This is a genomic window from Lactobacillus sp. C449L (assembly GCF_059900815.1).
In genome coordinates this window covers 268,072-291,923 of record NZ_JBWXGA010000001.1, presented here as the reverse complement: position 1 = coordinate 291,923, position 23,852 = coordinate 268,072, and the positions used below count along the sequence as shown (strand labels likewise).

The following is a 23,852-nucleotide window of genomic DNA, read 5'->3' as shown; positions in this document are numbered from 1 at the left end:
CATAGATACCTTTTTGACCGATAATAGCTTATAAATGGAGTTATATTATTGTTAAGATAGAAGGATAAATCAAATGCCTAAAACAGATACAATACTCTCAACAAAGTCTTTACATTATTTCTTGCAGCTGATTGATACCATGAATTACACGCAAGCTGCTCAAATCTTGGGAATTTCGCAACCCGCTTTAACTCAGCAGATTAAGAAAATTGAGCATGCAATTGGGACACCGCTGTTCGGGCAAATGGGTAAGAAGCTTTATCTTACTGAAGCTGGTAAGCAACTGCAAACTGGTGCAGTTAAGCTTTTAGGAACAATTAACTCGGTTGTAAATGATATACAAGAATTTACGCAAGCTGATAAAGGAAACATCTCAATCGGAGTTTTAGATAGTGTTGATATAGAAATTTTGCGAAAGTTCTTAGTCCAGTTCAATCGTATTAGTCCTGACATTACAATTAACGTAAGTTACTTTAATCGAAAAGACTTATGGTATAACTTGGATAATAATTTGATTGATCTAGCTTTTCTCTATGTTCCTGATAGTAAGAAAAAGAGTCAAGCTAACTTCCAGAATCAGTATGAAAGTATGGAAATTTTCAAGGAACGTTTAACTATTTTGACTCATGACCAAAATGCCAAAGCAGGAGAATCATATTCTGCTGATGATTTGGTTGAGCGAAAATGGGTGGCATATCCGGATCAATTTTATTTAACGCAACTGATGAAAGAAAAATTGAGCAGCAAGATTAACATCAAAAAAGGTTTTAATATGCCGATGCGTTTTTCAGCAACTAGACAGTTAGTTGCTACCGCAGAAGAGACAAATTATGATACATTTGTTAGCTACTCGTACTACAAGCATCATAAAGATGAAATAAGCTTGACGCCAGTTTATTTGCAGGATGACCCTACTTTTTCAGTTGCGCTCCTTTATCGTAAAGGGAAAAAGGATGTGCCGCGTATTAAGCGCATTTTAGAAGAATTCAAGAGATTTTTGGACGAATTAGATTAATTATGTAAAATAAAGAAGTACAAATTTTAACGTAAAAAGGGGAAGATTAATTAATGGAAAAAGAGTTGATTTTTGGTCATCAAAATCCTGATACGGATGCTATTGGGACGGCGATTGCTTATTCATATTTACAAAATAAATTAGGTTACAATACGGAAGCTGTTGCTTTAGGCGAAGCTAATGATGAAACTACGTTTGCATTGAAAAAGTTTGGTTTTGACGCACCTAGAGTAATCAAAACAGCGGCTAATGAAGTTGATAAGGTAATGCTTGTTGATCATAATGAACCCCAACAAAGTGTTTCTGATATTGACCAGGTTACTGTAACTCACGTTGTTGATCATCACCGAATCATGAATTTTAACACTAGCATGCCACTATTTTATCTTGCTGAACCAGTTGGCTGCACTAGTACAGTTATGTGGAAACTGTATCGAAACTCTGGCATTGAAATCCCTCAAAATATAGCTGGTATTATGCTTTCTGCAATTATTTCTGATACATTGCTTTTGAAGTCACCAACAACTACTGCAGATGATCAGGAAGCTGTTAAAGCACTTGCTAAAATTGCTGGAGTTGATTATGAAAAATATGGTCTTGAAGAGCTAAAAGCTGGAACTAATATAGCAAGTAAGTCAGAAGAAGAATTAATTGACTTAGATGCCAAAAGCTTTGACTTAAACGGTAAAAATGTTCGTGTTGCTCAAATCAACGTTGTTGATTTACCTGAAGCGCTAGAACGTAAAGAGGCATTCTTGAAAGCAATGAAAGAGGCATCAGTATCTGGTAGTTATGATTTATTCATGCTGCTAATTACAAATGTACTTGATTCAGATTCAACTGCGCTTGTAACGGGGTCAGGTGGGGCTGTAAGCACCTTCGAAAAAGCATTTGGCAAAGTTAATGATTCTGAAATTGACTTACCAGGTGTGGTATCACGTAAAAAGCAGGTTGTACCGCAGTTAACTGACGCTTTTAAATAAATTAGATTTTTGAACAAATGAAAACGCGAAATAGGTAAGAGCCCATTTCGCGTTTTTTTGTCGGAATAAGTAATTATTCTTTGTTAATTTCTTTAGCTAAAATAATGAAAGATTTACATACTCGCTCAGCTTTATCGGGAGACATCTTTCTTAATTCGTTAAGAACTTTTTTAATAAACACTGGTGTATTATCTTGATGATTTTCAACTTTAACATCTTTGAAGCGATATGCATTCATGATAATATCCGGAGTGGTGGTATTCAAAGCTCTAGCAATAGAGTCTAATTTTTGAATACTAATATTTTGATTTTTCGTCCGTTCCAGGCGAGAAATGAAGTTTACTGATAAATCACTTAATTCAGCAAGATCTTCTTGTGTCAACTTTTGTTCCCGTCGACGACGGCATATCTCTTTTCCTAAATTTATACTCATGGAATAAATTCAACCCTTTCAAAAATATAATTCCATATTCCATAATAACAGATTAATTATGGAATAAAACATTAAAACAGTAAAAATAATGAATTAAACAGTTTGTTACGACTAAAACTTAAACTAAAAAGTCGAAACAAACTCTTAAACTATACCCCAGATAGTATTGTAGAACAAAATTCTAAAAAATCAAATAAAAAAGGTTAAAAAATGAGCTTAAATTCAAGAGAAATAAAATGGAAAATAATATCTTAGGTGATACAATCGTTTATTACCAAGGCAAAGAGCAATAAACTTAAAAAATAAATTAAGTTATATCATAATAATATATAAATTCAATATGGTAAGCGTTTTATTATACATTTACGAATACCGTAAAAGCAAGCTTATTAGATTTTGAATCAAAATTGGCAAAAACAGAAAGCAATATCTTACTAACAACTTAGTAAGAGAACTTAACTCGTCAAATCATAATTTCTGAGTAGTAAGAATTTTAAAGTGCAAGTCGTATGGATATCAATTCAGCAAATTAATAAGATCAAAAAATTAGTGTACAGCAAAATATGAATAAAAGAGCGAAGATTTGGAATAACCTAAAGTAGCGCTCATTAACTTCGTATAATATATATTATGTAAAGTAAATTGTAGAATTTTTAGATTAACCAGCTAATAAGCGCATGCACCACATTTATCGAAACTTCATTTTCTGGAAATTATAAATTACAATTTTATGCTGAGATTGCAATTCTGTGACTTTTTTGATTACTTTTAATTGGGAACTTAACTACTGGCTAAACTTAATGAGGAGTCTCTCCTTTTGTAAGCTGCTAATGAAAGCAAAGAACTGCGCTAAACAAAATCACAGAAGTTAAAGAAAAAAGTAACGCTACTTTAATACTTGTTAATCAGTAAAAAAGATATACTTGATATAAAATGGTATTAATAAATAAGGAAAGAAAAAAGTTTATGAATAAAAATACTGAAAGTACTGATTCGAAAATAACTTTTAAAGACATCATTAGACTAATTATCGAATTCGCGTTAGTTTTTTTAATAGCTAGATTTGCCTCTTCATACGTTCAACAACATTGGATTAGCCGGCAACCAATTTCTGGAGATTCAATGGCTCCTACAATTACTAACCAACAAACCTTAATTTTGCGACGTACGGAGCGTTATCCCAAACGTGGACAGATAATTGTGTTCAAAGCTAAAGGTACAAATCCTGCTGAAAAAGGCAAAGCGGAGTATATTAAACGAGTAATTGCAACTGAAGGTGACACGGTAAAGAAAAAAGGTGAAAACCTGTATGTCAATGGCAAATTGGTTAATCAGGATTTTTTGCAATATAAATCAGCTAAGTTCGTTAATTCGCAAACTAAGCAAGATGTAACCGCCGATGGTAAGTTTGAACGTAGTACTGGCTCAGGAGTAGTTAAAGTCAAAAATGACAATACTCGAGTAAATGAAACTAACTGGACACTTAAGGATCTTAGTTCATCTGAGAATTGGAACCATTGGTCGCAAAATACCAGTCGTGTTCCCAAAAATTGTTATTTTGTTTTAGGAGATCATCGCTCTATTTCTAATGATTCGCGATATTTTGGTTATGTTCAAAGAAAGGACATCGTCGGAGTGATTTTTGCAGGAGCTTGGGTTAGTAAAAGCGAACAAGCTTTAGTCAACGATCAGTATCAACATTTTTTCATGTAAAATAAAAACGCTGGATTTTGTCCAGCGTTTTTTGATGTTAATCAAACAAGGTTTTCCAGTTAGGGTCATTATGAGCATCAAAGCACAATTTAATTTCTTCTTCAGTGTTCCGGTGAAGTGAAAGTGGTGGCAAGCTGTTTAGGTCAAAGTACTGGCACTCCGTCGTTTCTGTATTTTTAACGAAATCGCCACCAAGTTCGTGGCACAAAAAGACAATGTTGCAAACATTGATTGCCCGCTTTACCCTGTTTTGACCATGAATGTTAGTCTGACTATTCCTTATAGCAATTACTCGGTCGATTGCCACATCGCGACCTGATTCTTCCTTTGCTTCTTTAATGCAGTTTTGGGCAACAGAAATGTTAGGTTCGCACCAACCACCAGGCATTGACCAGTTTTTGTCAATGGATTCGCGAACCATAAGAAGTTGATCATTTTTAAAAATGGCAGCACGTGTTGCCAGCTTGGGTGTTTGGTAACCATCTTCGCTGCTAAAAAGAGCTTTAACCTGCTTGATTGGCAAACCAGTTTTAGTGGCCATCATTTCTGTTGCAATTTCCCGAATTCGTGTGTAGCGCTCCAAGTCGAATCGGTCGTGACCGAATTCAAGGCCATCTTGAGCCAAACTTTGCAACTCAATCGCCCAGTCAGTAAATTGATCTCTTTTTTCCATAAGTCTTCTCTACAACTTCAGCTATTAAAAAAGCAACTAATTAGTTGCTTTTTTAATCACGTTTAATCAATGCTATCACGTTAAATCAATTTTATCAATGTCAATCATCCAGCCAATAGCAAAAGACTTTTCACCTAAGTGAGTTGCTACCACAGTACTAAACTTGGTAACTGAAATGTTCTTATTAGGAAAGTCCTTCTTTAACCAAACTTTGGCCTCTTCAACTTGCTCTTCATCATTTGAGTCAATAATGAATAATTTTATTTTGTCTTTATATGGTAACTCATTGATTTTGCTAACAGTTAATTTCTGAATTTTAGAAAAAGCACGTTTCATAGAACGTATTTTGTCAAATGCGACAATATTACCATCTTTGAAAGTCAGCAACGGTTTAATGTTGAGCATTGAACCAAAAAAGGCTCCAGCATTGCTCAAACGTCCTCCTCGACTAAGGTTTTTCAAGTCATTTACCACAAAAATCTCATCGATTGTAGAGCGAATCTTCTCAAGACGCTCAAGGATAGTATCCAATTCCAAGCCATTTTTAATCATTCTGGCTGCTGCTAAAACTAAGTCTCCTTGCAAGCGAACGGTCATTGTAGTATCGATTGGATGTAAATTATATTCTGGATTATTTTTGGCGATATTACACAAAGTATGATAAAAACCAGAAATTCCACTGGATAAAGTAATTGCAATAATTGCTTCATAGCCTTCTTTATGCAATTTATCAAAAAGGCGAATTAAATCGCCCATACTTGGTTGCGAAGTTTTAGGAAAGTCAGAACCTTGTCTTTGCATTTCAAATAGTTGGTCGCACGTAATATCAATTTCATCTAAGTACTCTTTGTTACCAATGATGATTGGGATGGGTACGACAACTATATTGTTTTCCTCAGCTTCTTTTTTAGTTATAACGCTTGTACTATCAGTAACTAATGCAATTTTCATCAAAATAACCTTTCGCTTTTTGTATGTACAACATAAAGAAAATTATAGCATAAAAAAACAAGTGGTTCGATATCTAGTTAATTGAATTCAGTTCGGTTTTCTTAACTAGTTTGTCAAAAACTTGATTAAAGACTTTGACTTCTTGATCTGAAAGGCCTGAAAGAAAAGCCTTTTCTAAATCGCCAAGTGTTTTCTCTAGTTCATCAATTTTTTCAATCCCAGTTTTGTTTAGGGCAACAATTTTACTTGAGTCACTCTCGGATCTGGTAATTTCAACAAAACTCAAAGTTTTCTTTTGCTGAAGTTGTCGACTTAGAGTTGAAAGTGAGATTTTTAGCCTTTCAGCTAAATCACCCATTTTAAGAGCAGTATTATTATTTTTGTAAAAATAAAGTAGGATTCGCGTTTGGGAAAGATTCAGCCCACATCTTTGGCTAATTTCTTTTTTGATATTTCCTGCGATTGTACTAAAAGATAAAATATCCATTTGATTTCCTTTTCTTTTGTCAAAAATCAAACCAAGCAAGTTTAAAAAAATGCTCTATAAATCAAGCTGATTCCAGCTTGGACAAAATGCATGTCTAATTTTTCATTGCGTGAAACAATGAACGCTGATATGAAAACAAGTCTATTACCAAAAAGCTATTATCATTTTTAGCTTATAGCTCTTTGTGATGATAATCATAAATCTATATTACCAGTATATCCACTTTTTGCAATAATTTCTTTAACAATTTGCAAAAAGTGGATTATATTAACAATGGTAACTTATTTTCAGGTCATCTCAGATATCCCTTTTACCTTATACATTAGTTCAGATAATTGGTATAATAGGTAACGAATTTTGAGGTGATATTATGGCATTTGATGGCTTGTTCATTCATAGTCTTTTAAACAGTATTCGACCTATTCTAATTAATGGACGGCTTTCTAAAATATACCAGCCGTTTGAACAAGATTTGGTTTTAACTTTTAGAAAAGACCGCAAGAACTACCAGTTACTAATTTCTGCTAATGCGCAGTATCCGCGTTTTTACATTACTAATCAAACCATTAGCAATCCTGATAAAGCTCCTACTTTCGTGATGGTTTTAAGAAAGTACTTAGAAGGCGCAGTATTACAATCAATTGAGCAAGTTGGTGTTGATCGTATTGTTAATTTTAGTTTTAGCAGCCGTAATGAGCTTGGTGACCATATTCAATTGGTCCTATCAGTTGAATTGATGGGACGACATAGTAACGTTATTTTGTATGATAAGGCTACTGACAATATTATTGATCTCCTTAAACGCATAAATCCTGATGAGAATCGAGCTAGAATTCTTCTACCTAAAGCAAAATATGAGCTACCTCCCCTTACCCCGAGTATCGATGGCTTGAAATTAACTGAGCCAGAATTTAAATTGCAATCTTTGACTAAGTCTCCTGTTGAATTTGCCAAGCTAATAGGTGGCCTTGATCGCGATGATCGAAATGAACTGGTTGGTTACTTAGAAGATGATTATTCCTATTCTTCTTTTACAACTTTTATTCAGCAATTTGATAAAAAAGGAGCCTTTATCCTATTAACTCCTAAAAATAAACGCCTGATATACCCTTACCTGCCCTACCATCTTGAATTGGTTAAAGAGAGCTATGACCCAGATATTAATCATGCGCTTGACGAATTTTATCTTTACCAAGCTAACCATGATTGGGTTAAGCAAAAGTCAAGTCAAATTGAGCGACTAGTTAAAAATGAGCGTAAAAAGTTAGTTAAAAAGGTCGATAAACTTAAAAAACAGCTTGAACAAGCAGAAAACTCGGAAGGTTATCGGATAAGAGGAGAAATTATTAATGCCAATATTGGTCAAGTTAAACCTGGAATGACTAAAATTGAGCTGCCTAATTATTATGACAACAATAATTTAATCGAGATTAAACTTGACGCTGCCCTTTCACCTGCTCGCAATGGGCAAAAATATTTTACTAAATATAAAAAATTACGTGACTCTATTAAACACGTTAAAGAACAAATCAAAATGGCCAATGACAATCTGTCCTATTTTGATTCAATTCAGACAGCAATTGACAACGCTGAACCGCAGGATATTGATCAAATTACTGACGAACTGACTAGTCAGGGCTATATCAAGCAATCACAAAAACAAAAGCGAAAAAAGAAAGTTACTGAGCAGAACTTAAATAAGTTTCGTTTATCTTCTGGAAAAACTGTTCTCGTTGGTAAAAATAACTATCAGAATGATTGGCTAACTTTAAAGAAAGCTGCTAAGAGTGATATCTGGTTTCATGTAAAGAATATTCCTGGTTCGCATGTGATTCTGCAGGACGCAAATCCAACCGATGAGGATATTGCTGAAACAGCTGAAATCGCTGCTTACTTTTCTAAAGCTAAGACTTCAGGTCATGTTCAGGTTGATTACGTTCAGGACAAACGGGTCAAAAAACCCAATGGCGCTAAGCCAGGATTTGTAATTTATACAGGTCAAAAGTCAATTGAAGTTACTCCAGAAAAAGAACAAGTTTTAAGTAAAAGAGTAGACTAAAAAACGAGGAAATTGTATATCCTCGTTTTTTATGTTGAAAAATTATTTTAAACTGGTTGCGTAGTCAAAGACAGAGATTCTAAAACTTCCAAGATTAATTCAGTTGTTTCGATACTGGAAAGAACTGGAATGTGAATGTTTAGTGCTTCATCTCTAATTCTAACTGCGTCATCGCTGGCAGTATCGGATAAATCAGTGATATTAATAACCATAACAATTTTGTGCCGGCGAATCTTTTCGAGCAAATTATTAGAATCAGAATGTACCTTAGTTACAACTCCAGTAGTAATACCTGCTTCAGCAAAATCGTTGGCTGTACCTTCAGTAGCAACAATTTTAAATCCTAGCCGCGAAAAGCGCTGAGCTAACTCAGTCATTCGTTTCTTATCTTCATCTCGAACAGAAATAAAAACAGTACCATAACTTGGTATACGTAAACCACTGGCTTCATAACCTTTATAAAGAGCTTTGGCAAGTTTAGTATCACGCCCCATTACGGATCCAGAAGATTTCATTTTAGAATCAAATGTGTTTTCGCTTCTATAGTCTATATACGAAAATACCGGCATTTTGATGTAAATGAAGTTACTTGAATGCCATAGTCCCGACTTATATCCTAAGTCTTTCAAGTTTTGCCCGGTAAGTACTTCCGTTGCACAACCTGCGATGTCTTTACCAAGTGATTGCGAAAGAAATGCAACATTATGTCCGGCGTAAGGCTTGATTTGTAAGAGATAGATGCTCTTATCAACCATTAAGAAATGTAAAGTAAAAATTCCCCGCATTTGAACTCGTTTAATCAGTTCAATAGCGTAATCTGTTAGTCTTTTCTTTCCGCTTTTTGAAAGATTCTGCGGTTGAAAAACAGCAATTGAATCTGAAGCGTGCGAGCCAGATTGTTCTAAATGCTCAATGATACCGGGAATCGTAACATCTTTACCATCTGAAATAGCAGTAATTTCATACTTATTTCCTTCAATAAAATGCGATAAAGAAACCTTTGAGAGCTGATTTTCGTCAAGATATTTTAGTAATGCTGGTCGATCGTAAACAACGGCAGACTTTTGCTTAATACCTTGGTTATTAAAGCCACCAATTAAAATCGGAAAATCATTTTCGTGAATAAAATTTTTAGCTTCTTCCCGGTCAACAGTTGTTAGCAATTCGTTTTGCTTTAATGATTTTAACGGAGTAGACAAAACTTGCTCAATTTTATCTCTAGGATTGATACTTTGATTACCAAAAATATGTAAGCCACTTTCAACAAGTTTTTTACTCAAAGCATTGATTTCTTTACCTGAAAATTGTAGCAAAACATCTTTTATTTGTTCTTTTTCGGCAACTTGCAAAATACTTTCGGTATTAATTGGTTCAAAATAAATTTTGTCAGCTTTTTTAAAGCTAGTAGCAACCGACTCATCATTATTTGAAATTAATACAGTGGCATAATTATTATTATGTAAAGTATCAATTGCATGACTTATCATATAATCAAATTCGCTGGTTACTGATACTTGTGACGGGAGCATGCCAATTATCAGTACTTTTTTAGCACTTTGGAGAGTGGTTGATTCATCCTGTACGCCAAATGCACTGTAATAAGCATGAACTCGGGGCTTATAAATACCGGCTGCCCCATCAATTTGTAGGTACGTTTGCTTTAGATGTAATTTTTCTAGTCGCTTTTTGATTGCATTAACATTAGTTCCAGTTAATTCTGAAATCAAAACATTGCGGAAACCACGCTTTTTAGCTTCGATTAATAGTTCATCTGTTAACTCTTCTTCAGCTAACTCATGGCCAATCTGCGCAAGATGTTCAAGTTTTTGATAGTAAACTGGATGGATACTAATAATCTGCTGTAGTTCTTGATAGGAAAAACCTTTTGAGATTGCAGCTAGCAGTTTAATTAAGTGTAATTCGTCGGGATGCAATAAATCTTGCACAATTTCGTCAAGGTCTTTTGCCTTTTCATCACGAAAAGTTTGTATTGCAGCCTTAACATTAATCATGGAAGCTAATCCTTTTAGAAAAGCCGACTCAAAATTTTGCCCAATCCCGATTGCTTCACCGCTTGCTTGCATTTTATTTCCAAGTAGATAGTGGTTGGTGCCTGATTGAGTTAGTGACCAAAAAGGCATCCTAATGGCCACTTTATCTTGCGCAGGTTCAATTGCAGCATTAAGGCCAGACAATGGATCAGTAATCTCATTTAAATGATAACCAATGGCCACTTTACAGACGACATAGCCTAAGCTATATAAACCAATTCTCTGCGACCAGATTGCACTGCGGGTCAAACGCGATTTAATTGTTAATATTCTGACGGTAAATCTAGTTCCTTGATGCTTAACCGCAAAATGAATGTTTAATATACCAACTGTTCCCAAGCCAGCTGCGATTTTCTTGGCAATACGACGTAATTCTTGTACTTGGTCATTATTTAGCGTCAAAGCAGGCATTACAGCTGCCGAATCACCTGAATCAATTGAAACTGGCTCGATTGTATCAGCTAAACTAGTAAAAAGTACATTTCCATTGCTGTCACGAATGATGTTAAGAATGACTTCTTCCCATGAGGAAAGATCTTCGGTTAGCTGATATTGATCAGCTGAGAAATCATCTTTTTGACGTTCCTTTTTAAGATGTTCAACAAGATCTGTGGCCGAACTAAAAACAACTTGCTTATTATTGGAGTATCGTTCTTCTTTAATGAGCATAACGGGAAAAGTAATCTGTTCAGTTAATTGCTTCTCAATATTATTGGTATCAAAAGAAGACAATTTCCAATAGCGATTGACCGGAACATCGTTTTGCTCTAAAAAGGTGGTCAACTTTTGGTGAGTATTAATTCCCAGAGTTTGTTTATTCAAAGTAAGCAAACGGATCCCCATTTGGTTTAAAATGCCGTCTTTGACTAGCTCACGCGTAACTTTAATGCCCATGGTCGAACCATATGCAGGAATAATTGCATTAGGCTCTTCCATCCGAATAATTCTTTTCAGAAAATCCAATGACATTGGTTCTAGGTAGACAGTAACACCGGGTTGTTTATCAGTCGAAATGGTTGCCGGGTTTGGATTTACAAGAACAACCTGAATGTCATCTTCTAAAAGTGCTTGGATTGCATCAGTGGTGAGCACATCAGTTTCAGAAACATTACCAATTAAGGTGGGACCTGCTCCGATAATTAATACTTTGTTTAAATCGTTATCTAAAGGCATTATTACACCATCATCTTTACAAAATCGTCAAAAACGCTGAGTGCGTCTAAACTTCCTGGTGCTCCTTCAGCATTGAAAGCCGTAGCAATCACTTTGTTTTCTTTATTACTAAAGCCAGCTAGTAAATCGCTGTGCAGGTCATAATATTCTTTTTCCATTTTCATCTGAACGCTGTTTGGTAAAATCAGCTGATCAATATTCATGGCAACTTGCCAAATTCGGTTAGTATTTTGGTCGATTACTGGATAATTTGTTCCATTGAAAGCCTCAGGTAAATTTACTAGTTCAAAGTTTAAGTAGTCACTTAATACTAAAAAGCCAAGCCCGATACCCCAAATTGGATATTGACCATAAAAAGCATCAAAAATAGGTTTGAGATTAGCTTTAACTTCTTCAACTTTACCTGGTCCGCCAGAAACAATAATACCTTCTGGGCGAAGATTTCTAATATCAGGTACGGAAACGTCATAAGGTAAGACAGTAGCGTTAACTTTTCGCAATGATAATTCCCGTAGCATCGAGTGCTTAAGTCCTAAATCAATGATAGCGACTGTTTTACCGACGTTAGGTACCGCATACGGGTTCTTAGTTGAGACCGATGCTGACTTATTTTTAGGTAAAACTAGTGCTTTAATTTGATCAAAAGAGTGTTCATCATTAGTATCCATGATTGAAGCTTTAATTGTTTTCTCTTTAATTAGACGATGAACTAGTGCCCTGGTATCGATGTTATAAATTGCGGGAATACCCTTTTCCTTTAAGAAAGAGTCCAAGTCTTGAAAATTTTCGCTATCCGAGATGTTACTTGCAACATCATTAGCAATAATTCCTTTTACAGTTGGATTGATACTTTCATAATCAATGGCATTAATGCCGTTGCCGCCAATCATAGGTGCAGTAAAAATCAAAATTTTACCAGCATTTGTTGGATCAGTTAAGGCCTCCTGATAACCAAAATTTCCGGTTTGAATTGCTAATTCACCAGTTGAAATAATTGAAGCTCCAAGCCCCTCACCTGCAAATGAACTACCATCTTCTAAAATTAGATATCGTTTCATTTCATCACTTTGTTTCTCTTAACTCAGCTAGTCTTTTTGTAAAAATTTCAGGCGGTCTAACTTTAAATTCAAGCCAATTTCCTGTTCGGGGATGATTAAAACCAAGAATCTCAGCGTGTAAAAACTGCCCCTTGCCCTTTAAAGTGTGGTGAGGTCCATATAATGGATCACCTGCTACTGGATGCCCAATATAGCTTAGATGTACCCTAATTTGATGGGTGCGTCCGGTTTCCAATTGACAGCAAATCAAACTGTAATCATTAAATTGTTCTAAAACCGTAAAACGAGTCACAGCTTTTTTGCCATTTTCGACTACTGCCATCTTTTTACGATTGTAATGGTCGCGTCCGATTGGCGCCTTAATTACTCCTGAATTTTCAGTGAAATTACCATGAACAATTGCTAAGTACTGGCGCTTGTTTGTCTTGTGAGCTAGCTGATCTTCAAGATTTTCGCGCGCACTTGCAGTTTTAGCAATCATTAATAAACCAGATGTATCTTTATCGATTCGATGAACAATTCCTGGACGAAAGCCTTCTGGGCTAGTAGCTAGTTCTGCAGTATGATACATGAGGGCATTTACTAGGGTATGCTCGGGATGCCCCGCAGAGGGATGAACGACCATTCCTTGCGGCTTATTGACAACAATTACATCATTATCTTCGTAAATAATATCAAGTGGAATGTTCTCTGGCAAAACTGAAAGTGGTTTAACCGCTGGAACAATCACCGTAACTAGATCGTTTTTTTGCACCTGATAGGACACTTTTTCGGTTTGCTCATTTACTAAAATGAACTTATCTTGGATTAGTTCTTTAATTCTGGTTCGAGATAAAGAGTTGATTTTTCCAGCAATGTATTTATCTAACCTACCGGTTTCCTGCTCTACTCTAAGGCTGTATTTTTTCATTTTCTTTTTTTTCACTCTTTTCCGATTTTTTATCAAAAATCAGCAAAGAGATAAACACAACAATAATACCAACTGTTATGGCAGAATCGGCAATATTAAAAATATTAAAGTTGATAAAATCGACTTGCAACATGTCAACTACATATTGCAAATGAATGCGATCAATCAAATTACCAATTATCCCGCCTATTACCAAAGCAAAACCAACAGCTAAAAGAGCACTTTTGTTGTAAAAATTAAATAGGTAATAAAGACAGACTATAATTGAAAACCCACTCATAATATAAAAAAGCCACATTTGTCCCGGTAAAATATTCCAAGCAGCTCCATTATTTTGAACGTAATTAAACGATAAAATTCCAGGAATAACTTGATGTACTTCACCTAGGTGATAATTATCAACAATAAAGGACTTTAGGCCTTGATCGGCGACAACCACTATTAAAGAAATAAGTAAATATAAAAATTGCATAGGTATAACTTAAAATAATCCGCTAATTTTGCCGTTACTATCAATATTAATATCAAGAGCAGCTGGATGCTTAGGCAAACCAGGCATGTCTAAAACATGACCAGTAGTAATTACGATGAAACCAGCACCATTTTTGAGACTAGCACCTTTTACGTGCAAAGTGAAATCAGATGGCGCACCCAAGAGTTTTTGATTATCAGTAAACGAATATTGTGTTTTAGCGATAATAACAGGCAATTTATCTTTACCAATTTGCACTAATTCACGAATATCCGTTTCAGCTTTGTCACTATATTCAACAGCTTTGGCATGATAAATTTTCTGAGCTATTTTTTCAATCTTAGTTTTAAGTGAGTCACTTTCATTGTAAGTCGATTCTAAATTAGCTTTTCCAGAATTTGCAAGCTCCACAACAGCTTGAGCAGCTTCAATGCCACCTTTTGAACCTCTTTCATGGTAGTCAACTACCATTGCTTTAATTCCTTGCTTTTGAACGAGTTCTTGTAATAAATTCAGCTCAGCTTGAGTATCAGTTGCGAAATGATTAATCAAAACGATGACTGGTACATTGTAGTTTCGCATATTATTCATATGTCGTTCTAAGTTCTTGAACCCTTTGCTTAAGGCATCCAGGTTTTCTTCGTTTAAATGCTCGGTAGAACCTTCGGCTTGATATTTTAAAGCACGCACTGTTGCTACGACAACACTAACATCAGGTTTTTTATCCAGATGCTTAGAAACAAAGTCCATAAATTTTTGACCACCAAGGTCACTACCAAATCCCGCTTCAGTTAAAGTATAATCACTTAAATGAAGTGCTAGATTAGTAGCCATTACTGTATTAGCGCCATGGGCAATGTTTGCAAATGGCCCACCGTGTACAAGTGCAGGAGTGTGTTCAAGTGTTTGTACTAGATTGGGTTTTAAAGCATTTGAAAGAAGTACAGCGATCGCACCTTCAAATTGCAAATCTTTAACGTAAACTGGCTGATTGTCAGTAGTATAGCCAACTAACATTAAGCCGATTCGTTTCTTTAAGTCGTCAATACTAGTCGCTAAGCACAAAATAGCCATTAGCTCATTAGCAACCGTAATGGCAAAACTAGACTTGTGCTCAACTCCATTGAACTTCGAGCCTTGTCCAATGGTAATATTACGCAAACTACGATCATTAACGTCTATTCCGCGTTTTAACAAAATTCGATTAGGATCAAGACCAATTTCATTTCCTTGATATATGTAGTTATCTACTAAGGCCGCAAGTGTATCAATGGCCGAAGTTAAGGCATGCATGTCACCAGTAAAGTGCAGGTTAATGTCTTCCATCGGGATAACCTGAGCTTGTCCTCCACCAGTTGCACCGCCTTTTAGCCCAAATACTGGACCCATTGATGGTTCGCGCAAGGCTATCATAGTTTTTTGATTAAGTTGCTGGCTAATTGCGTCGCCAAGACCAATTGTCATGGTTGACTTACCTTCGCCAGCAGGAGTTGGCGAAATTGAAGTCACTAAAATTAACTTACCTAAGTGATTATTAGAAGAAAATTTGTTAATAGCTGACCAATTAATTTTGGCTTTGTCATTGCCATACGGTTCAATATCATCTACGGTTAAGCCGATTTTGGCAGCAATTTCTTTAATCGGTAATGCGTGAGCTTCTTGAGCAATTTGAATATCTGTTTTCATTACGCATCCTTCTTTCTATAATACAAAAATAAACTGTTATTTAGTCATTTTCCTTTTCATATTAGAATCTAGGTCACACCCTTTTATCAATCAGTCTTAATTATAACAAACTTTTGGTAAGAAACATTGGATATGGTGAATGAAAACAGATTTTTAGGATATAAACTACTGTATAGTTATAAATTGCGGGGCTGGTATTTAAATTTTGCTTTTAATAACTAGTTTCTTTTTTCAAATCTTAATAAATAGTATTTTTCTAAGTCAGTTACTTTGACTTCATATATTCTGAAGATTTGCCAATTATAAACTAATTTAGGGGCTAGGTTTTTCTTAACCTTTTTGGTAAATGGCAACTTTAAACTGTCTTTCGTCCAAAATGATGTCATAAATGTATACAACAGCAATATTCCAAAAACTAGAAAAATTACTATTGCCGGCCAATTAACTGCCTTTGTACTTTCATAAGCTAAAATTAGACTAACGAATAAAACGATTAGCAGCCAACTGTAATACACTAATCCAACGCGTCCTAAAATAAAAAAATGTTTTTTGTTCATTAATACTTCTTCTTTAATAATCTATTTTTGCGTGTAAATTGCTATGATTGGTTGTATCATACAACGATTTAATATATTTAGTAAAACGTGGGTGTTGTTTCACTAGGGTTTTGAATTCTGGAGAAGCATACAATTGATGAAGTTCTTCTTCACTAATATGATTGTGACCAGTGAAATAGTTATAATTCATATCAATAAACAAGCGGTTAATGTTTTGCTGCAGAGATGACTCCGGTTTTCCAATTTTAACTTTGCGTTTAGAGTTATTTGCTAGGTTGCGTAATTGAATTTCTTTTAAATAATCATGAAAATGAGTCAATGTATAATCACTTTGCTCATTTTCAGTTAAAAAGCTAGTCATTTCAAAAGTCTGCCGATCATAAGTCAAACCATCTGGATGTACTTTTACTACTCCGTATGCTTGATCATAAGAACAAAAACTAGAAGTGGCAATTTCAGTAGTTGGTGTTTGTCCTTGTGGCCCAACTATATTCTGAGCATGAATATGTCCAGAAAAAGCGAGTTTTATATCAAAGTCCTTACAGAACTGTCGCAAAAACGGAGCATTGTTTAAAACAAATCCACGATTAACCGCTGGATTATGAATGTACAAGTTATGATGTAAAAACAAAAGAGGTCTTAAATTGCTTGCTTTTGCATAGTTAAGCTGCTTTTCCAGCCAGACGAGCTGCTCTTCGTTAATCTGCCCCTCAGTATTTGGCGCACCACTGACTTCATGAGTTCCGTAGATATTTGAGTCAAGAAGTAGCAGTAAATACTGTGGATTCAATTGGACGCTATATGCTAAAGAAAATGCGTCCTCATTTAATGCACAATTATAAGACTCACTAAAAATACTCTTCCAGTTTATCGGGCTGATTTGCTCTGTATAAAGTTGTTTTGATCCCTTAAAACTGCGCGCCCAACCATCAAAAATGTCATGATTCCCTGGTAAAATTAACAGCTTGGTATCAGTTAAAGAGCTAAAAATTTCTTGAAATTTCTGCGCAGATATTAATTCACCGTTAAAAGTAACATCACCTGTGACAATTAGCGCGGCTGGCTTTTTTAGATTAATTAACTTGCAAAAAGCCTTAAGAGCAATTTCCTGGTAAACCAAGTCTTTACCTTGGCTAGTTGTTTGAATATCCTGAAATGCTTTACCATTATCATGAAGCTCATCAGCAATCAAATGGGTATCAGTAATCACCCAAAATTCAGTGTTTAACTTGTCCGTAATCATTTTTGCTTGCCCAGTACTGATAAAAATCAACTCGAAGATTACCATTAAATAATTTACGTTTTTTGGTTGCTTGTTTTCCAAAGCACTTTTCAAAGTCAGGGTCACCGACTAAGTAATATTGGCTGAAGTCATTGTACTTAAGAAAAGTCTCTCCCATTTGCGTATATAGTTCTTCAGCAGTTTTCTTTTCTTTTAAACGTTTACCATATGGTGGATTAGCAATAATTATGCCATTTTTAAGGTCAGTTGCAAAATCTTTTACCGCAATTTGTTTAAAGTAGATGTCTTGTAAAACACCTGCATTATTAGCGTTTAACTTAGCAATTTCTAAGATTGATTGATCAATATCGCAGGCCCAAATTGTCTGCTCAAGCGGTTTTATTTTGGCTTTAGCGTCTTTAATTGCTTCATTATGAAATTCGGGATTAAACCAATCAAAGTCATCAAATGCAAATTTACGCCATAAACCTGGAGCAATGTTTTTTCCAATTAATGCGGCTTCGATTGCCAATGTTCCCGAACCAGTCATTGGATCAATTAAAGGATGACTACCATCATACGGCGTTAGCTTAATTAAAGCTGCGGCAAAATTCTCTTTAAGTGGTGCTCCACCATGTTCAATGCGGTATCCACGTTTAAAAAGACTTGCTCCTGTTGTATCAAGAGAAACGCGCGCCTTATCTTTATAGATATGTATGTCAAGCGGATACTCACTGCCACTTTCTGGTAAGAAACCGCGACGATGGTATTGCTCCGACATTTTGTTGACGATAGCTTTTTTGACAATTGACTGAATACCAGGCTCAGAATGCAGCTTTGAACGTACGGATCTTCCTTGAACCGGGAACTTGGCATCAACCGGTAAAAGTTCGGCCCAGTCAATTTCATAAACTTGATCATATAGTGTTTCAAAATCTACTGCCTTGAATTCTTTTAGTAGTATCTTAACCCGATCAGCTGTTCTAAGCCATAAATTGGTTTTGACAATGTCAGATTGATCACCTTTAAAAAAAACTCGACCATTTTCGGTTTGCGTATCATAGCCAAGAGATTGTAGTTCTTTGGCAACAACGCTTTCAAAGCCTGCTCCCATTGTTGTGTAAAGTTGGTACTTATTCATTTTTATTCTTTCATTTCTAAAAAAAGCGTTGAGCCCTTTGAAAAGCTCAACGCTGCCAGTGCAAATTTCTATAAGCCACGTTCTGTTCGAGTTGTTTTTGGCATAAACAACTTTTGGCAGCCATCTATCTTTGCTAAAATAGCAATCTAGCCTTTAGTTCAATTCCCTAGACTAGACGCCCCCACCAAATTTGGGTTGCACGCTCGCAGGGTTTACCTCGTTCCACCAAGAGTGTTTCCACTCGAGCTTCGTCACTGTGGCACTTTTCAGAATATTCATGCATATCAAAAGACTTAGCACTTTTTTCGCCGTAATTTGTAATAAAAATTCTTTAGCTTATTGGGCTAAATACGATCACTACAAGCATCTCAGCCTGTGCGTGCGTGGACTTTCCTCAGCTTGACCTTAAAGGATCAAACCGCGACTGCTCAAAATTTGCACTATTAAAAATTATACCAGAGCTTATTGTTTTTGTAATCCGTAAACTCTTTGTTCCAAGTTATAAACTTTGCGTTCCAGCGTTGAAATACGTTGAATTATAGCCATGTTAGTTGAATTTTCAGTCGGCGATTCTTCACTAAGGGTGCTAAAAGCAGCACTAGAATTTTGACTTGGAATATATGTCTTAACATTTTCCTGAGGTTCCGAACTAACTGGGGGCATTTTTCTAGTTCTTTGCTCTTGAACTTCCTTTTCTTTATGGTTGTCACTCATTAGTTCGCCTTGTAATTTACCAATCTGTCCATACAAGTCTTCAATAATTTGTTCAAATGTATCGTAATCGGCAATTACTTGGTCTAAAAAAGCATCAACTTCATCTGGGTCTATTCCCTTAACTTTTGTTCTAAATTGTTTTTTTAATATATCTTGTGTAGATAATTTAACATCATTTAAATCTGCCATAGCTATGACGCTCCTTTATTATTCCTACTCTATTCTAGCAAAAAGCAAAGTTTCTTAACACTGAAAAGTTAAGTTTAGCAAAAGTTTTAAGATTATTCATTAAAAAAATCATCTTCCAGGTTTGACTGATATTCTTCGGCTGCATCCTGAAGATCATAAAAATCAATTAATTCTAATGCATAATCATTTGTTTTTTGATATTTTTTGATTAAATTATAATCAAACTGGGGTTTGCCAGGATTTTCTAAATCATAAACCATTAATGCTCCATCGGTATGGGTTAACATGAAGTTCTGGTAATTTCGCAGTTGAACCGGACTTTGGTATGTTTGATTAGAAGTCGAAGCAAAAAAATCAACCTGTTTTTTCAAATTGAAAAATTTTTCTTGGTTAGTTTCATTCCATCTGTTAGTGAACTCTTCATAAGGAATAATCATTGAAACACGCAATGGATATGTTTTGCGCAGCTTAATTGCAACTTCACTAGCCCACTGCTCTATCCCAAGATTAGCGCCAGTGATTACCCAATCAAGTTGTTGGCTTTCCAGCAATTCGATTAATTGTTTTTCAATAACCAGTTTTATAATTTTGATTTTTGGATCTTTATCGCCAAAAGTATTCATTTCGTAATTTCGGTATCCGGTTACCCATAGACGTTGCATATTGAAATAGGTAGCTCCTTGTTCAAAAACTTTTTCTTTTTGCTATAATGCTAGCAGGAGTGAGATTGATGGTCAAATATCCAAACGGCAGTTCAGCTGAATTTCATAAATCTGAAAAAGATCTTAAGCTTAGAAAAAAATACACGCTTCGTAAGAATGCGAGCTTTTCTGATCGTGGAATGACACTTGAACAGATGATTAACGAATCAAATAAATATTATCGTAATAAGGAGATAGCGGTTGTTCATAAAAAACCAACGCCGATTCAAATCGTTAAGGTAGACTATCCTAAAAGATCCAGAGCGGTCATTAAGGAAGCATATTTTCGTCAAGAGTCTACGACAGATTATAATGGTGTATATAAAGGCTACTATTTGGATTTTGAAGCTAAAGAAACTAAAAATAAGACTAGTTTTCCTTTAAAAAATTTCCATGAACATCAAATTCTCCACCTAGAGCAGTGCTTGAAACAAAAAGGTATTTGTTTTACGATTATCGGTTTTACTACTTTGAACAGGTATTTTGTCACTCCTGCAAGTGCAGTGATTAAAGCCTGGTGGACTAAAGGAAAAGGTTCTGTAACGTTAAAAGAAGTTGAAGAATGGTCAGTCGAAATTAAAAGTAGCTTTCAGCCTACTCTACCGTATCTAGTCGCAGTAGATCAATTTATCGCAGATAGGAAATTTAATAATGGCAAACAGAAGTTATAATTCAAATAATGGACGCGAATCACGACAAAATTACCGAGAAAATTTGCCCAAACCATTGTGGCGACGAATTGTCAAATGGTCTTTTATGGTTATATTTTTAATTTTACTTTCGGGAGTCGGCCTTTTTGCTTTTTATGCAAAAGATGCACCTAATATCAGTCGTGCTCAACTTGAAAGTGGCGGTTCAACCGGACTTTATACAACTAGTGGTAAATTTTTATTATCACTGGGTTCGGAAAAAAGGATTTATGCCAAAGACAATGATGATATGCAATTGTTAAAAGATGCCATTGTTTCTGTTGAAGATAAACGCTTTTATAATGATAACTTAGGTGTTGATCCCATCAGAATCGTTGCTTCGATGCTAACAAATGCGCAAAGTCAGAGCATTTCAGCTGGTGGTTCAACAATTACGCAGCAGCTCGTTAAACTGACAGTTTTTTCGACTGATCCATCGCAAAGAACTCTTCGCCGTAAAGCGCAAGAGGCTTGGTTAGCAATGCGAGTTCAACGTGAGTACACTCATGATGAAATCTTGGAATTTTACATTAACAAGGTTTATATGAATTATGGTAATTACGGAATCGGTACCGCAGCTAATTATTACTACGGTAAGAAAATTGGTGAATTAGACCTTTCACAGACTGCTCTACTTGCTGGAATGCCTAACCGTCCAACGGCATATAATCCATATACATATCCTAAGTATGCGAAATATCGTCGCGATATTGTTTTACAAGCGATGCTTGAGAATAAGAAAATTACTCAGGCCCAGTATAATCAAGCTAAAAATGAGAGTATTAAAAAAGGTTTGAAACCTCATCAACAAAAAACACAGTCGAATTTACGTAAAATTTACGATCCTTATATTAAGGAAACAATTCAGGAAGTTAAAGATAAAGGCTTTGATCCTTACCGAGATAACTTAAAAATCACGGTAAATATGAACCAAAATGCTCAAAAGAAACTATATCAGTTAGTTAATGACAATCAGGTTCCGTTTACTGATGGTAAGATGCAAGTCGGAGCTTCCGTAGTTGACCCAAGCAACGGTCATGTGGTTGCAATTATTGGTGGACGCCATATCCCTTCTACGGTTCAACTTGGTCTTGACCGTGCGGTTCAAACTAGTCGTTCAACAGGTTCTTCTATTAAACCAGTGCTGGATTATGCTCCAGCAATTGAGTATCTCAATTGGTCAACCGCGAAAGTAATTGATGATAGTAAGTACATTTATCCTGGGACCAATGTCCAGTTATATGACTGGGATAATAAGTATGAAGGTTTAATTAACATTCGTCATGCCTTAGAGCAGTCAAGAAATGTTCCTGCTGTTAAAACTCTAAAAGAAGTTGGTATTCGGCGAGCTTCTAAATTTGCTAGAAAAATGGACATCAACGTTCCAAAGGACTCCGGTTTGGCTGTAGCCATTGGAGCTGATGCCTCTAGTTTACAAATGGCTGGTGCATACAGCGCTTTTGCGACGATGGGAGTTTACCATAAACCGCAGTTTGTTTCTAAAATTGAAACGCCAGATGGTCTAACCAGAAATTATGATTCTGAAGGAATTCGCGTAATGAGTAAGTCAACAGCTTACATGATTACTGATATGCTCAAGGGTGTGATTAAGCGCGGCTCCGGTACTAATGCGCAGATTAAGGGACTTTATCATGCAGGTAAGACAGGTTCAGTTAAATACTCAAACGAAGAATTAGCTCGTTACCCAGCTTATGGTGCAACTCCGAAAGATTCCTGGTTCGTGGGCTATACGCAAAACTACTCAATTGGTATTTGGACTGGTTATGATAATCTCAAAGATGGCACAATTTCAGGTGTCGGCCAACAGTCTGCTCAATTACTCTATAAGAATATGATGACCTATTTGATGCAAGATAAAGAAAATGTAGATTGGCAAAAGCCAGATTCCGTAATTAGAGCAAAAATCCGCAAAAACTCAAATCCTCCGGAGGTCTCTCCTACTGGTGAATGGCAGTTGTTTGTTCGTGGACATGCTCCTGCTGGCATTGTTGATGATACCAGTGATGATGATGGAAGTGAAGCGCAGACAAGTGACCAATCCTCATACTCTCAGCAGAAAAAAACAATCAAGCGTAAGAAAAACCCTTCTGAAACCCAATCGGATGATAATCCTAATAATTCTGGTCATGACAAAGATCAAAATCCTAATAATAACAATAATCAGTCACCGGAGCAAAATAAAGATAAGGACGAAAATCAATCTGAAGAATCCGGAAGCCATGATAAAAAGCCAAACGAAAATGGCTCGCCGGGTATTGAACAAGGTGATCATCATTAAAGTAAATTAAAAGAGTATAGCTTTTTATTAAGCTATACTCTTTTCTTTATTTTGTTTTCAAATAGCTGTATGGGTCTTCTTTATCCCGAGCAGTCATTGAGTAACGACCAAACAATATCATTGCATGGTGAGTGTGAACCCACTCTTTTTTGGGCAAAATTTCTTCAAGTCTTTTTTCAATTTCAAGTGGCTTGGCATCCTGAGGAACAATATGAAATCTCTTCGAAATACGAGACACATGTGTGTCAACAGCAATTGCCGGTATGCCATATCCATCTGCTAAAACGACATTGGCAGTTTTCTCACCTACCCCAGGAAGCGTTACTAATAAGTTTTTATCTTTTGGAATCACACCGTTGTACTTTTTGACTAAAATCTTAGCAGTTTCTTTGAGATGTTTTGCTTTTGAGTGATAAAGTCCAATTTTTGAAATATGCTCTTCAATATCTTTAATTGTGGCCTGGGCTAAATCCTTTGGTTCAGGATAGTCACTAATAAATCTAGGCATAACCCGGTTGACCATCTTGTCAGTCGTTTGGGCACTCATCAGGACGGCGCAAAGCAAGTGAAATTTATTATCCCAAACTAATTCACTTTTGGCATCAGGATACATATTGTTGATAGCATTTAGCACTTTTCGTGCCTCTTTTGCGCTTAATAATTTCTCATCAGGCAT

The 23,852-nt window shown here is 35.7% G+C and carries 21 protein-coding genes and 1 other RNA gene; 6 read left to right on the top strand and 16 right to left on the bottom strand.

All coding sequences use genetic code 11. The annotated features are described in order from the left end of the window. The first annotated feature begins 73 nt into the window (after nucleotides 1-73). On the top strand, nucleotides 74-1,015 hold the full coding sequence (locus tag AC2JF9_RS01380) for a LysR family transcriptional regulator (RefSeq protein WP_500724901.1): 942 nt from the start codon (nucleotides 74-76) through the stop codon (nucleotides 1,013-1,015). A gap of 53 nt (nucleotides 1,016-1,068) precedes the next feature. Beyond that, nucleotides 1,069-1,998: a manganese-dependent inorganic pyrophosphatase gene (locus AC2JF9_RS01375; protein WP_500724899.1), complete on the top strand. Its 930-nt coding sequence runs from the start codon at nucleotides 1,069-1,071 to the stop codon at nucleotides 1,996-1,998. Between the two features lie 73 nt (nucleotides 1,999-2,071). Here the strand turns inward: AC2JF9_RS01375 and AC2JF9_RS01370 are convergent, their stop codons facing one another. Beyond that, a complete protein-coding gene (locus AC2JF9_RS01370) occupies nucleotides 2,072-2,431 on the bottom strand; it encodes a helix-turn-helix domain-containing protein (RefSeq protein WP_500724898.1) in 360 nt (119 codons plus the stop codon). Between the two features lie 966 nt (nucleotides 2,432-3,397). Between AC2JF9_RS01370 and lepB the strand changes: the two genes are divergently transcribed. Further along, nucleotides 3,398-4,144 (top strand): signal peptidase I, encoded by a 747-nt coding sequence (lepB, locus tag AC2JF9_RS01365; RefSeq protein ID WP_500724897.1) that lies wholly within the window; start codon nucleotides 3,398-3,400, stop codon nucleotides 4,142-4,144. A gap of 37 nt (nucleotides 4,145-4,181) precedes the next feature. Here lepB and AC2JF9_RS01360 read toward each other — a convergent pair whose 3' ends face one another. The 3 genes from AC2JF9_RS01360 to AC2JF9_RS01350 all read right to left on the bottom strand — a co-directional run bounded on the left by AC2JF9_RS01360 (nucleotide 4,182) and on the right by AC2JF9_RS01350 (nucleotide 6,255). Then, nucleotides 4,182-4,817 carry an NUDIX hydrolase gene (locus AC2JF9_RS01360; RefSeq protein ID WP_500724896.1) on the bottom strand — a complete coding sequence of 212 codons (636 nt, stop codon included), beginning with the start codon at nucleotides 4,815-4,817 and terminating at the stop codon, nucleotides 4,182-4,184. Nucleotides 4,818-4,892: 75 nt separating this feature from the next. Further along, nucleotides 4,893-5,768 (bottom strand): DegV family protein, encoded by an 876-nt coding sequence (locus tag AC2JF9_RS01355; RefSeq protein WP_500724895.1) that lies wholly within the window; start codon nucleotides 5,766-5,768, stop codon nucleotides 4,893-4,895. 73 nt (nucleotides 5,769-5,841) lie between these two features. Then, the gene (locus tag AC2JF9_RS01350; protein WP_500725381.1) at nucleotides 5,842-6,255 is read right to left on the bottom strand and encodes a MarR family winged helix-turn-helix transcriptional regulator; all 414 of its coding nucleotides are present in this window, start codon (nucleotides 6,253-6,255) and stop codon (nucleotides 5,842-5,844) included. A 370-nt stretch (nucleotides 6,256-6,625) separates the two neighbouring features. Between AC2JF9_RS01350 and AC2JF9_RS01345 the strand changes: the two genes are divergently transcribed. Continuing rightward, entirely contained in the window at nucleotides 6,626-8,314 is a 1,689-nt protein-coding gene (locus AC2JF9_RS01345) for an Rqc2 family fibronectin-binding protein (protein ID WP_500724894.1), read from the top strand. 47 nt (nucleotides 8,315-8,361) lie between these two features. Here the strand turns inward: AC2JF9_RS01345 and carB are convergent, their stop codons facing one another. The 11 genes from carB to AC2JF9_RS01290 form a co-directional block, all read right to left on the bottom strand. Next, nucleotides 8,362-11,538: a carbamoyl-phosphate synthase large subunit gene (gene carB, locus AC2JF9_RS01340; RefSeq protein ID WP_500724893.1), complete on the bottom strand. Its 3,177-nt coding sequence runs from the start codon at nucleotides 11,536-11,538 to the stop codon at nucleotides 8,362-8,364. 2 nt (nucleotides 11,539-11,540) lie between these two features. Further along, nucleotides 11,541-12,596 (bottom strand): carbamoyl phosphate synthase small subunit, encoded by a 1,056-nt coding sequence (locus AC2JF9_RS01335; RefSeq protein WP_500724892.1) that lies wholly within the window; start codon nucleotides 12,594-12,596, stop codon nucleotides 11,541-11,543. 4 nt (nucleotides 12,597-12,600) lie between these two features. Next, on the bottom strand, nucleotides 12,601-13,506 hold the full coding sequence (locus tag AC2JF9_RS01330) for an RluA family pseudouridine synthase (protein WP_500724890.1): 906 nt from the start codon (nucleotides 13,504-13,506) through the stop codon (nucleotides 12,601-12,603). Continuing rightward, nucleotides 13,487-13,978 (bottom strand): signal peptidase II, encoded by a 492-nt coding sequence (gene lspA, locus AC2JF9_RS01325; RefSeq protein WP_500724888.1) that lies wholly within the window; start codon nucleotides 13,976-13,978, stop codon nucleotides 13,487-13,489. Before lspA ends, AC2JF9_RS01330 begins: the two co-directional genes overlap by 20 nt. A gap of 9 nt (nucleotides 13,979-13,987) precedes the next feature. Next, complete coding sequence (locus AC2JF9_RS01320) at nucleotides 13,988-15,664, bottom strand: formate--tetrahydrofolate ligase (RefSeq protein ID WP_500724887.1); 1,677 nt, start codon at nucleotides 15,662-15,664, stop codon at nucleotides 13,988-13,990. 218 nt (nucleotides 15,665-15,882) lie between these two features. After that, nucleotides 15,883-16,221: an acyltransferase gene (locus tag AC2JF9_RS01315; RefSeq protein ID WP_500724886.1), complete on the bottom strand. Its 339-nt coding sequence runs from the start codon at nucleotides 16,219-16,221 to the stop codon at nucleotides 15,883-15,885. Between the two features lie 13 nt (nucleotides 16,222-16,234). After that, a complete protein-coding gene (locus AC2JF9_RS01310; RefSeq protein WP_500724885.1) occupies nucleotides 16,235-17,464 on the bottom strand; it encodes a metallophosphoesterase family protein in 1,230 nt (409 codons plus the stop codon). After that, nucleotides 17,439-18,584 carry a THUMP domain-containing class I SAM-dependent RNA methyltransferase gene (locus AC2JF9_RS01305; RefSeq protein ID WP_500724884.1) on the bottom strand — a complete coding sequence of 382 codons (1,146 nt, stop codon included), beginning with the start codon at nucleotides 18,582-18,584 and terminating at the stop codon, nucleotides 17,439-17,441. Before AC2JF9_RS01305 ends, AC2JF9_RS01310 begins: the two co-directional genes overlap by 26 nt. 66 nt (nucleotides 18,585-18,650) lie before the next feature. Further along, an RNA gene (gene rnpB / locus AC2JF9_RS01300) (RNase P RNA component class B) lies at nucleotides 18,651-19,020 on the bottom strand. A 26-nt stretch (nucleotides 19,021-19,046) separates the two neighbouring features. Further along, complete coding sequence (locus AC2JF9_RS01295) at nucleotides 19,047-19,487, bottom strand: DivIVA domain-containing protein (protein WP_500724883.1); 441 nt, start codon at nucleotides 19,485-19,487, stop codon at nucleotides 19,047-19,049. 92 nt (nucleotides 19,488-19,579) lie between these two features. Beyond that, nucleotides 19,580-20,149 carry an SLOG family protein gene (locus AC2JF9_RS01290; protein WP_500724882.1) on the bottom strand — a complete coding sequence of 190 codons (570 nt, stop codon included), beginning with the start codon at nucleotides 20,147-20,149 and terminating at the stop codon, nucleotides 19,580-19,582. Nucleotides 20,150-20,217: 68 nt separating this feature from the next. Between AC2JF9_RS01290 and recU the strand changes: the two genes are divergently transcribed. After that, nucleotides 20,218-20,859, top strand: a complete 642-nt coding sequence (recU, locus tag AC2JF9_RS01285; RefSeq protein WP_500724880.1) for a Holliday junction resolvase RecU — start codon at nucleotides 20,218-20,220, stop codon at nucleotides 20,857-20,859. Then, entirely contained in the window at nucleotides 20,840-23,176 is a 2,337-nt protein-coding gene (locus AC2JF9_RS01280; protein WP_500724879.1) for a transglycosylase domain-containing protein, read from the top strand. Before recU ends, AC2JF9_RS01280 begins: the two co-directional genes overlap by 20 nt. A gap of 46 nt (nucleotides 23,177-23,222) precedes the next feature. Here the strand turns inward: AC2JF9_RS01280 and nth are convergent, their stop codons facing one another. Further along, nucleotides 23,223-23,852 carry an endonuclease III gene (nth, locus tag AC2JF9_RS01275; RefSeq protein WP_500724878.1) on the bottom strand — a complete coding sequence of 210 codons (630 nt, stop codon included), beginning with the start codon at nucleotides 23,850-23,852 and terminating at the stop codon, nucleotides 23,223-23,225.

Excerpts from the sequence above, each read along its gene's own strand:
- AC2JF9_RS01315 (WP_500724886.1), bottom strand. The coding sequence starts at position 16,221 with ATGAACAAAAAACATTTTTTTATTTTAGGACGCGTTGGATTAGTGTAT.
- AC2JF9_RS01355 (WP_500724895.1), bottom strand. The coding sequence starts at position 5,768 with ATGAAAATTGCATTAGTTACTGATAGTACAAGCGTTATAACTAAAAAA.
- AC2JF9_RS01295 (WP_500724883.1), bottom strand. The coding sequence starts at position 19,487 with ATGGCAGATTTAAATGATGTTAAATTATCTACACAAGATATATTAAAA.
- recU (WP_500724880.1), top strand. The coding sequence starts at position 20,218 with ATGGTCAAATATCCAAACGGCAGTTCAGCTGAATTTCATAAATCTGAA.
- AC2JF9_RS01345 (WP_500724894.1), top strand. The coding sequence starts at position 6,626 with ATGGCATTTGATGGCTTGTTCATTCATAGTCTTTTAAACAGTATTCGA.
- AC2JF9_RS01375 (WP_500724899.1), top strand. The coding sequence starts at position 1,069 with ATGGAAAAAGAGTTGATTTTTGGTCATCAAAATCCTGATACGGATGCT.
- AC2JF9_RS01280 (WP_500724879.1), top strand. The coding sequence starts at position 20,840 with ATGGCAAACAGAAGTTATAATTCAAATAATGGACGCGAATCACGACAA.
- carB (WP_500724893.1), bottom strand. The coding sequence starts at position 11,538 with ATGCCTTTAGATAACGATTTAAACAAAGTATTAATTATCGGAGCAGGT.
- AC2JF9_RS01360 (WP_500724896.1), bottom strand. The coding sequence starts at position 4,817 with ATGGAAAAAAGAGATCAATTTACTGACTGGGCGATTGAGTTGCAAAGT.
- AC2JF9_RS01350 (WP_500725381.1), bottom strand. The coding sequence starts at position 6,255 with ATGGATATTTTATCTTTTAGTACAATCGCAGGAAATATCAAAAAAGAA.
- AC2JF9_RS01335 (WP_500724892.1), bottom strand. The coding sequence starts at position 12,596 with ATGAAACGATATCTAATTTTAGAAGATGGTAGTTCATTTGCAGGTGAG.
- AC2JF9_RS01330 (WP_500724890.1), bottom strand. The coding sequence starts at position 13,506 with ATGAAAAAATACAGCCTTAGAGTAGAGCAGGAAACCGGTAGGTTAGAT.
- lspA (WP_500724888.1), bottom strand. The coding sequence starts at position 13,978 with ATGCAATTTTTATATTTACTTATTTCTTTAATAGTGGTTGTCGCCGAT.
- AC2JF9_RS01305 (WP_500724884.1), bottom strand. The coding sequence starts at position 18,584 with ATGAATAAGTACCAACTTTACACAACAATGGGAGCAGGCTTTGAAAGC.
- AC2JF9_RS01380 (WP_500724901.1), top strand. The coding sequence starts at position 74 with ATGCCTAAAACAGATACAATACTCTCAACAAAGTCTTTACATTATTTC.
- AC2JF9_RS01370 (WP_500724898.1), bottom strand. The coding sequence starts at position 2,431 with ATGAGTATAAATTTAGGAAAAGAGATATGCCGTCGTCGACGGGAACAA.
- AC2JF9_RS01320 (WP_500724887.1), bottom strand. The coding sequence starts at position 15,664 with ATGAAAACAGATATTCAAATTGCTCAAGAAGCTCACGCATTACCGATT.
- nth (WP_500724878.1), bottom strand. The coding sequence starts at position 23,852 with ATGCCTGATGAGAAATTATTAAGCGCAAAAGAGGCACGAAAAGTGCTA.
- lepB (WP_500724897.1), top strand. The coding sequence starts at position 3,398 with ATGAATAAAAATACTGAAAGTACTGATTCGAAAATAACTTTTAAAGAC.
- AC2JF9_RS01310 (WP_500724885.1), bottom strand. The coding sequence starts at position 17,464 with ATGATTACGGACAAGTTAAACACTGAATTTTGGGTGATTACTGATACC.
- AC2JF9_RS01290 (WP_500724882.1), bottom strand. The coding sequence starts at position 20,149 with ATGCAACGTCTATGGGTAACCGGATACCGAAATTACGAAATGAATACT.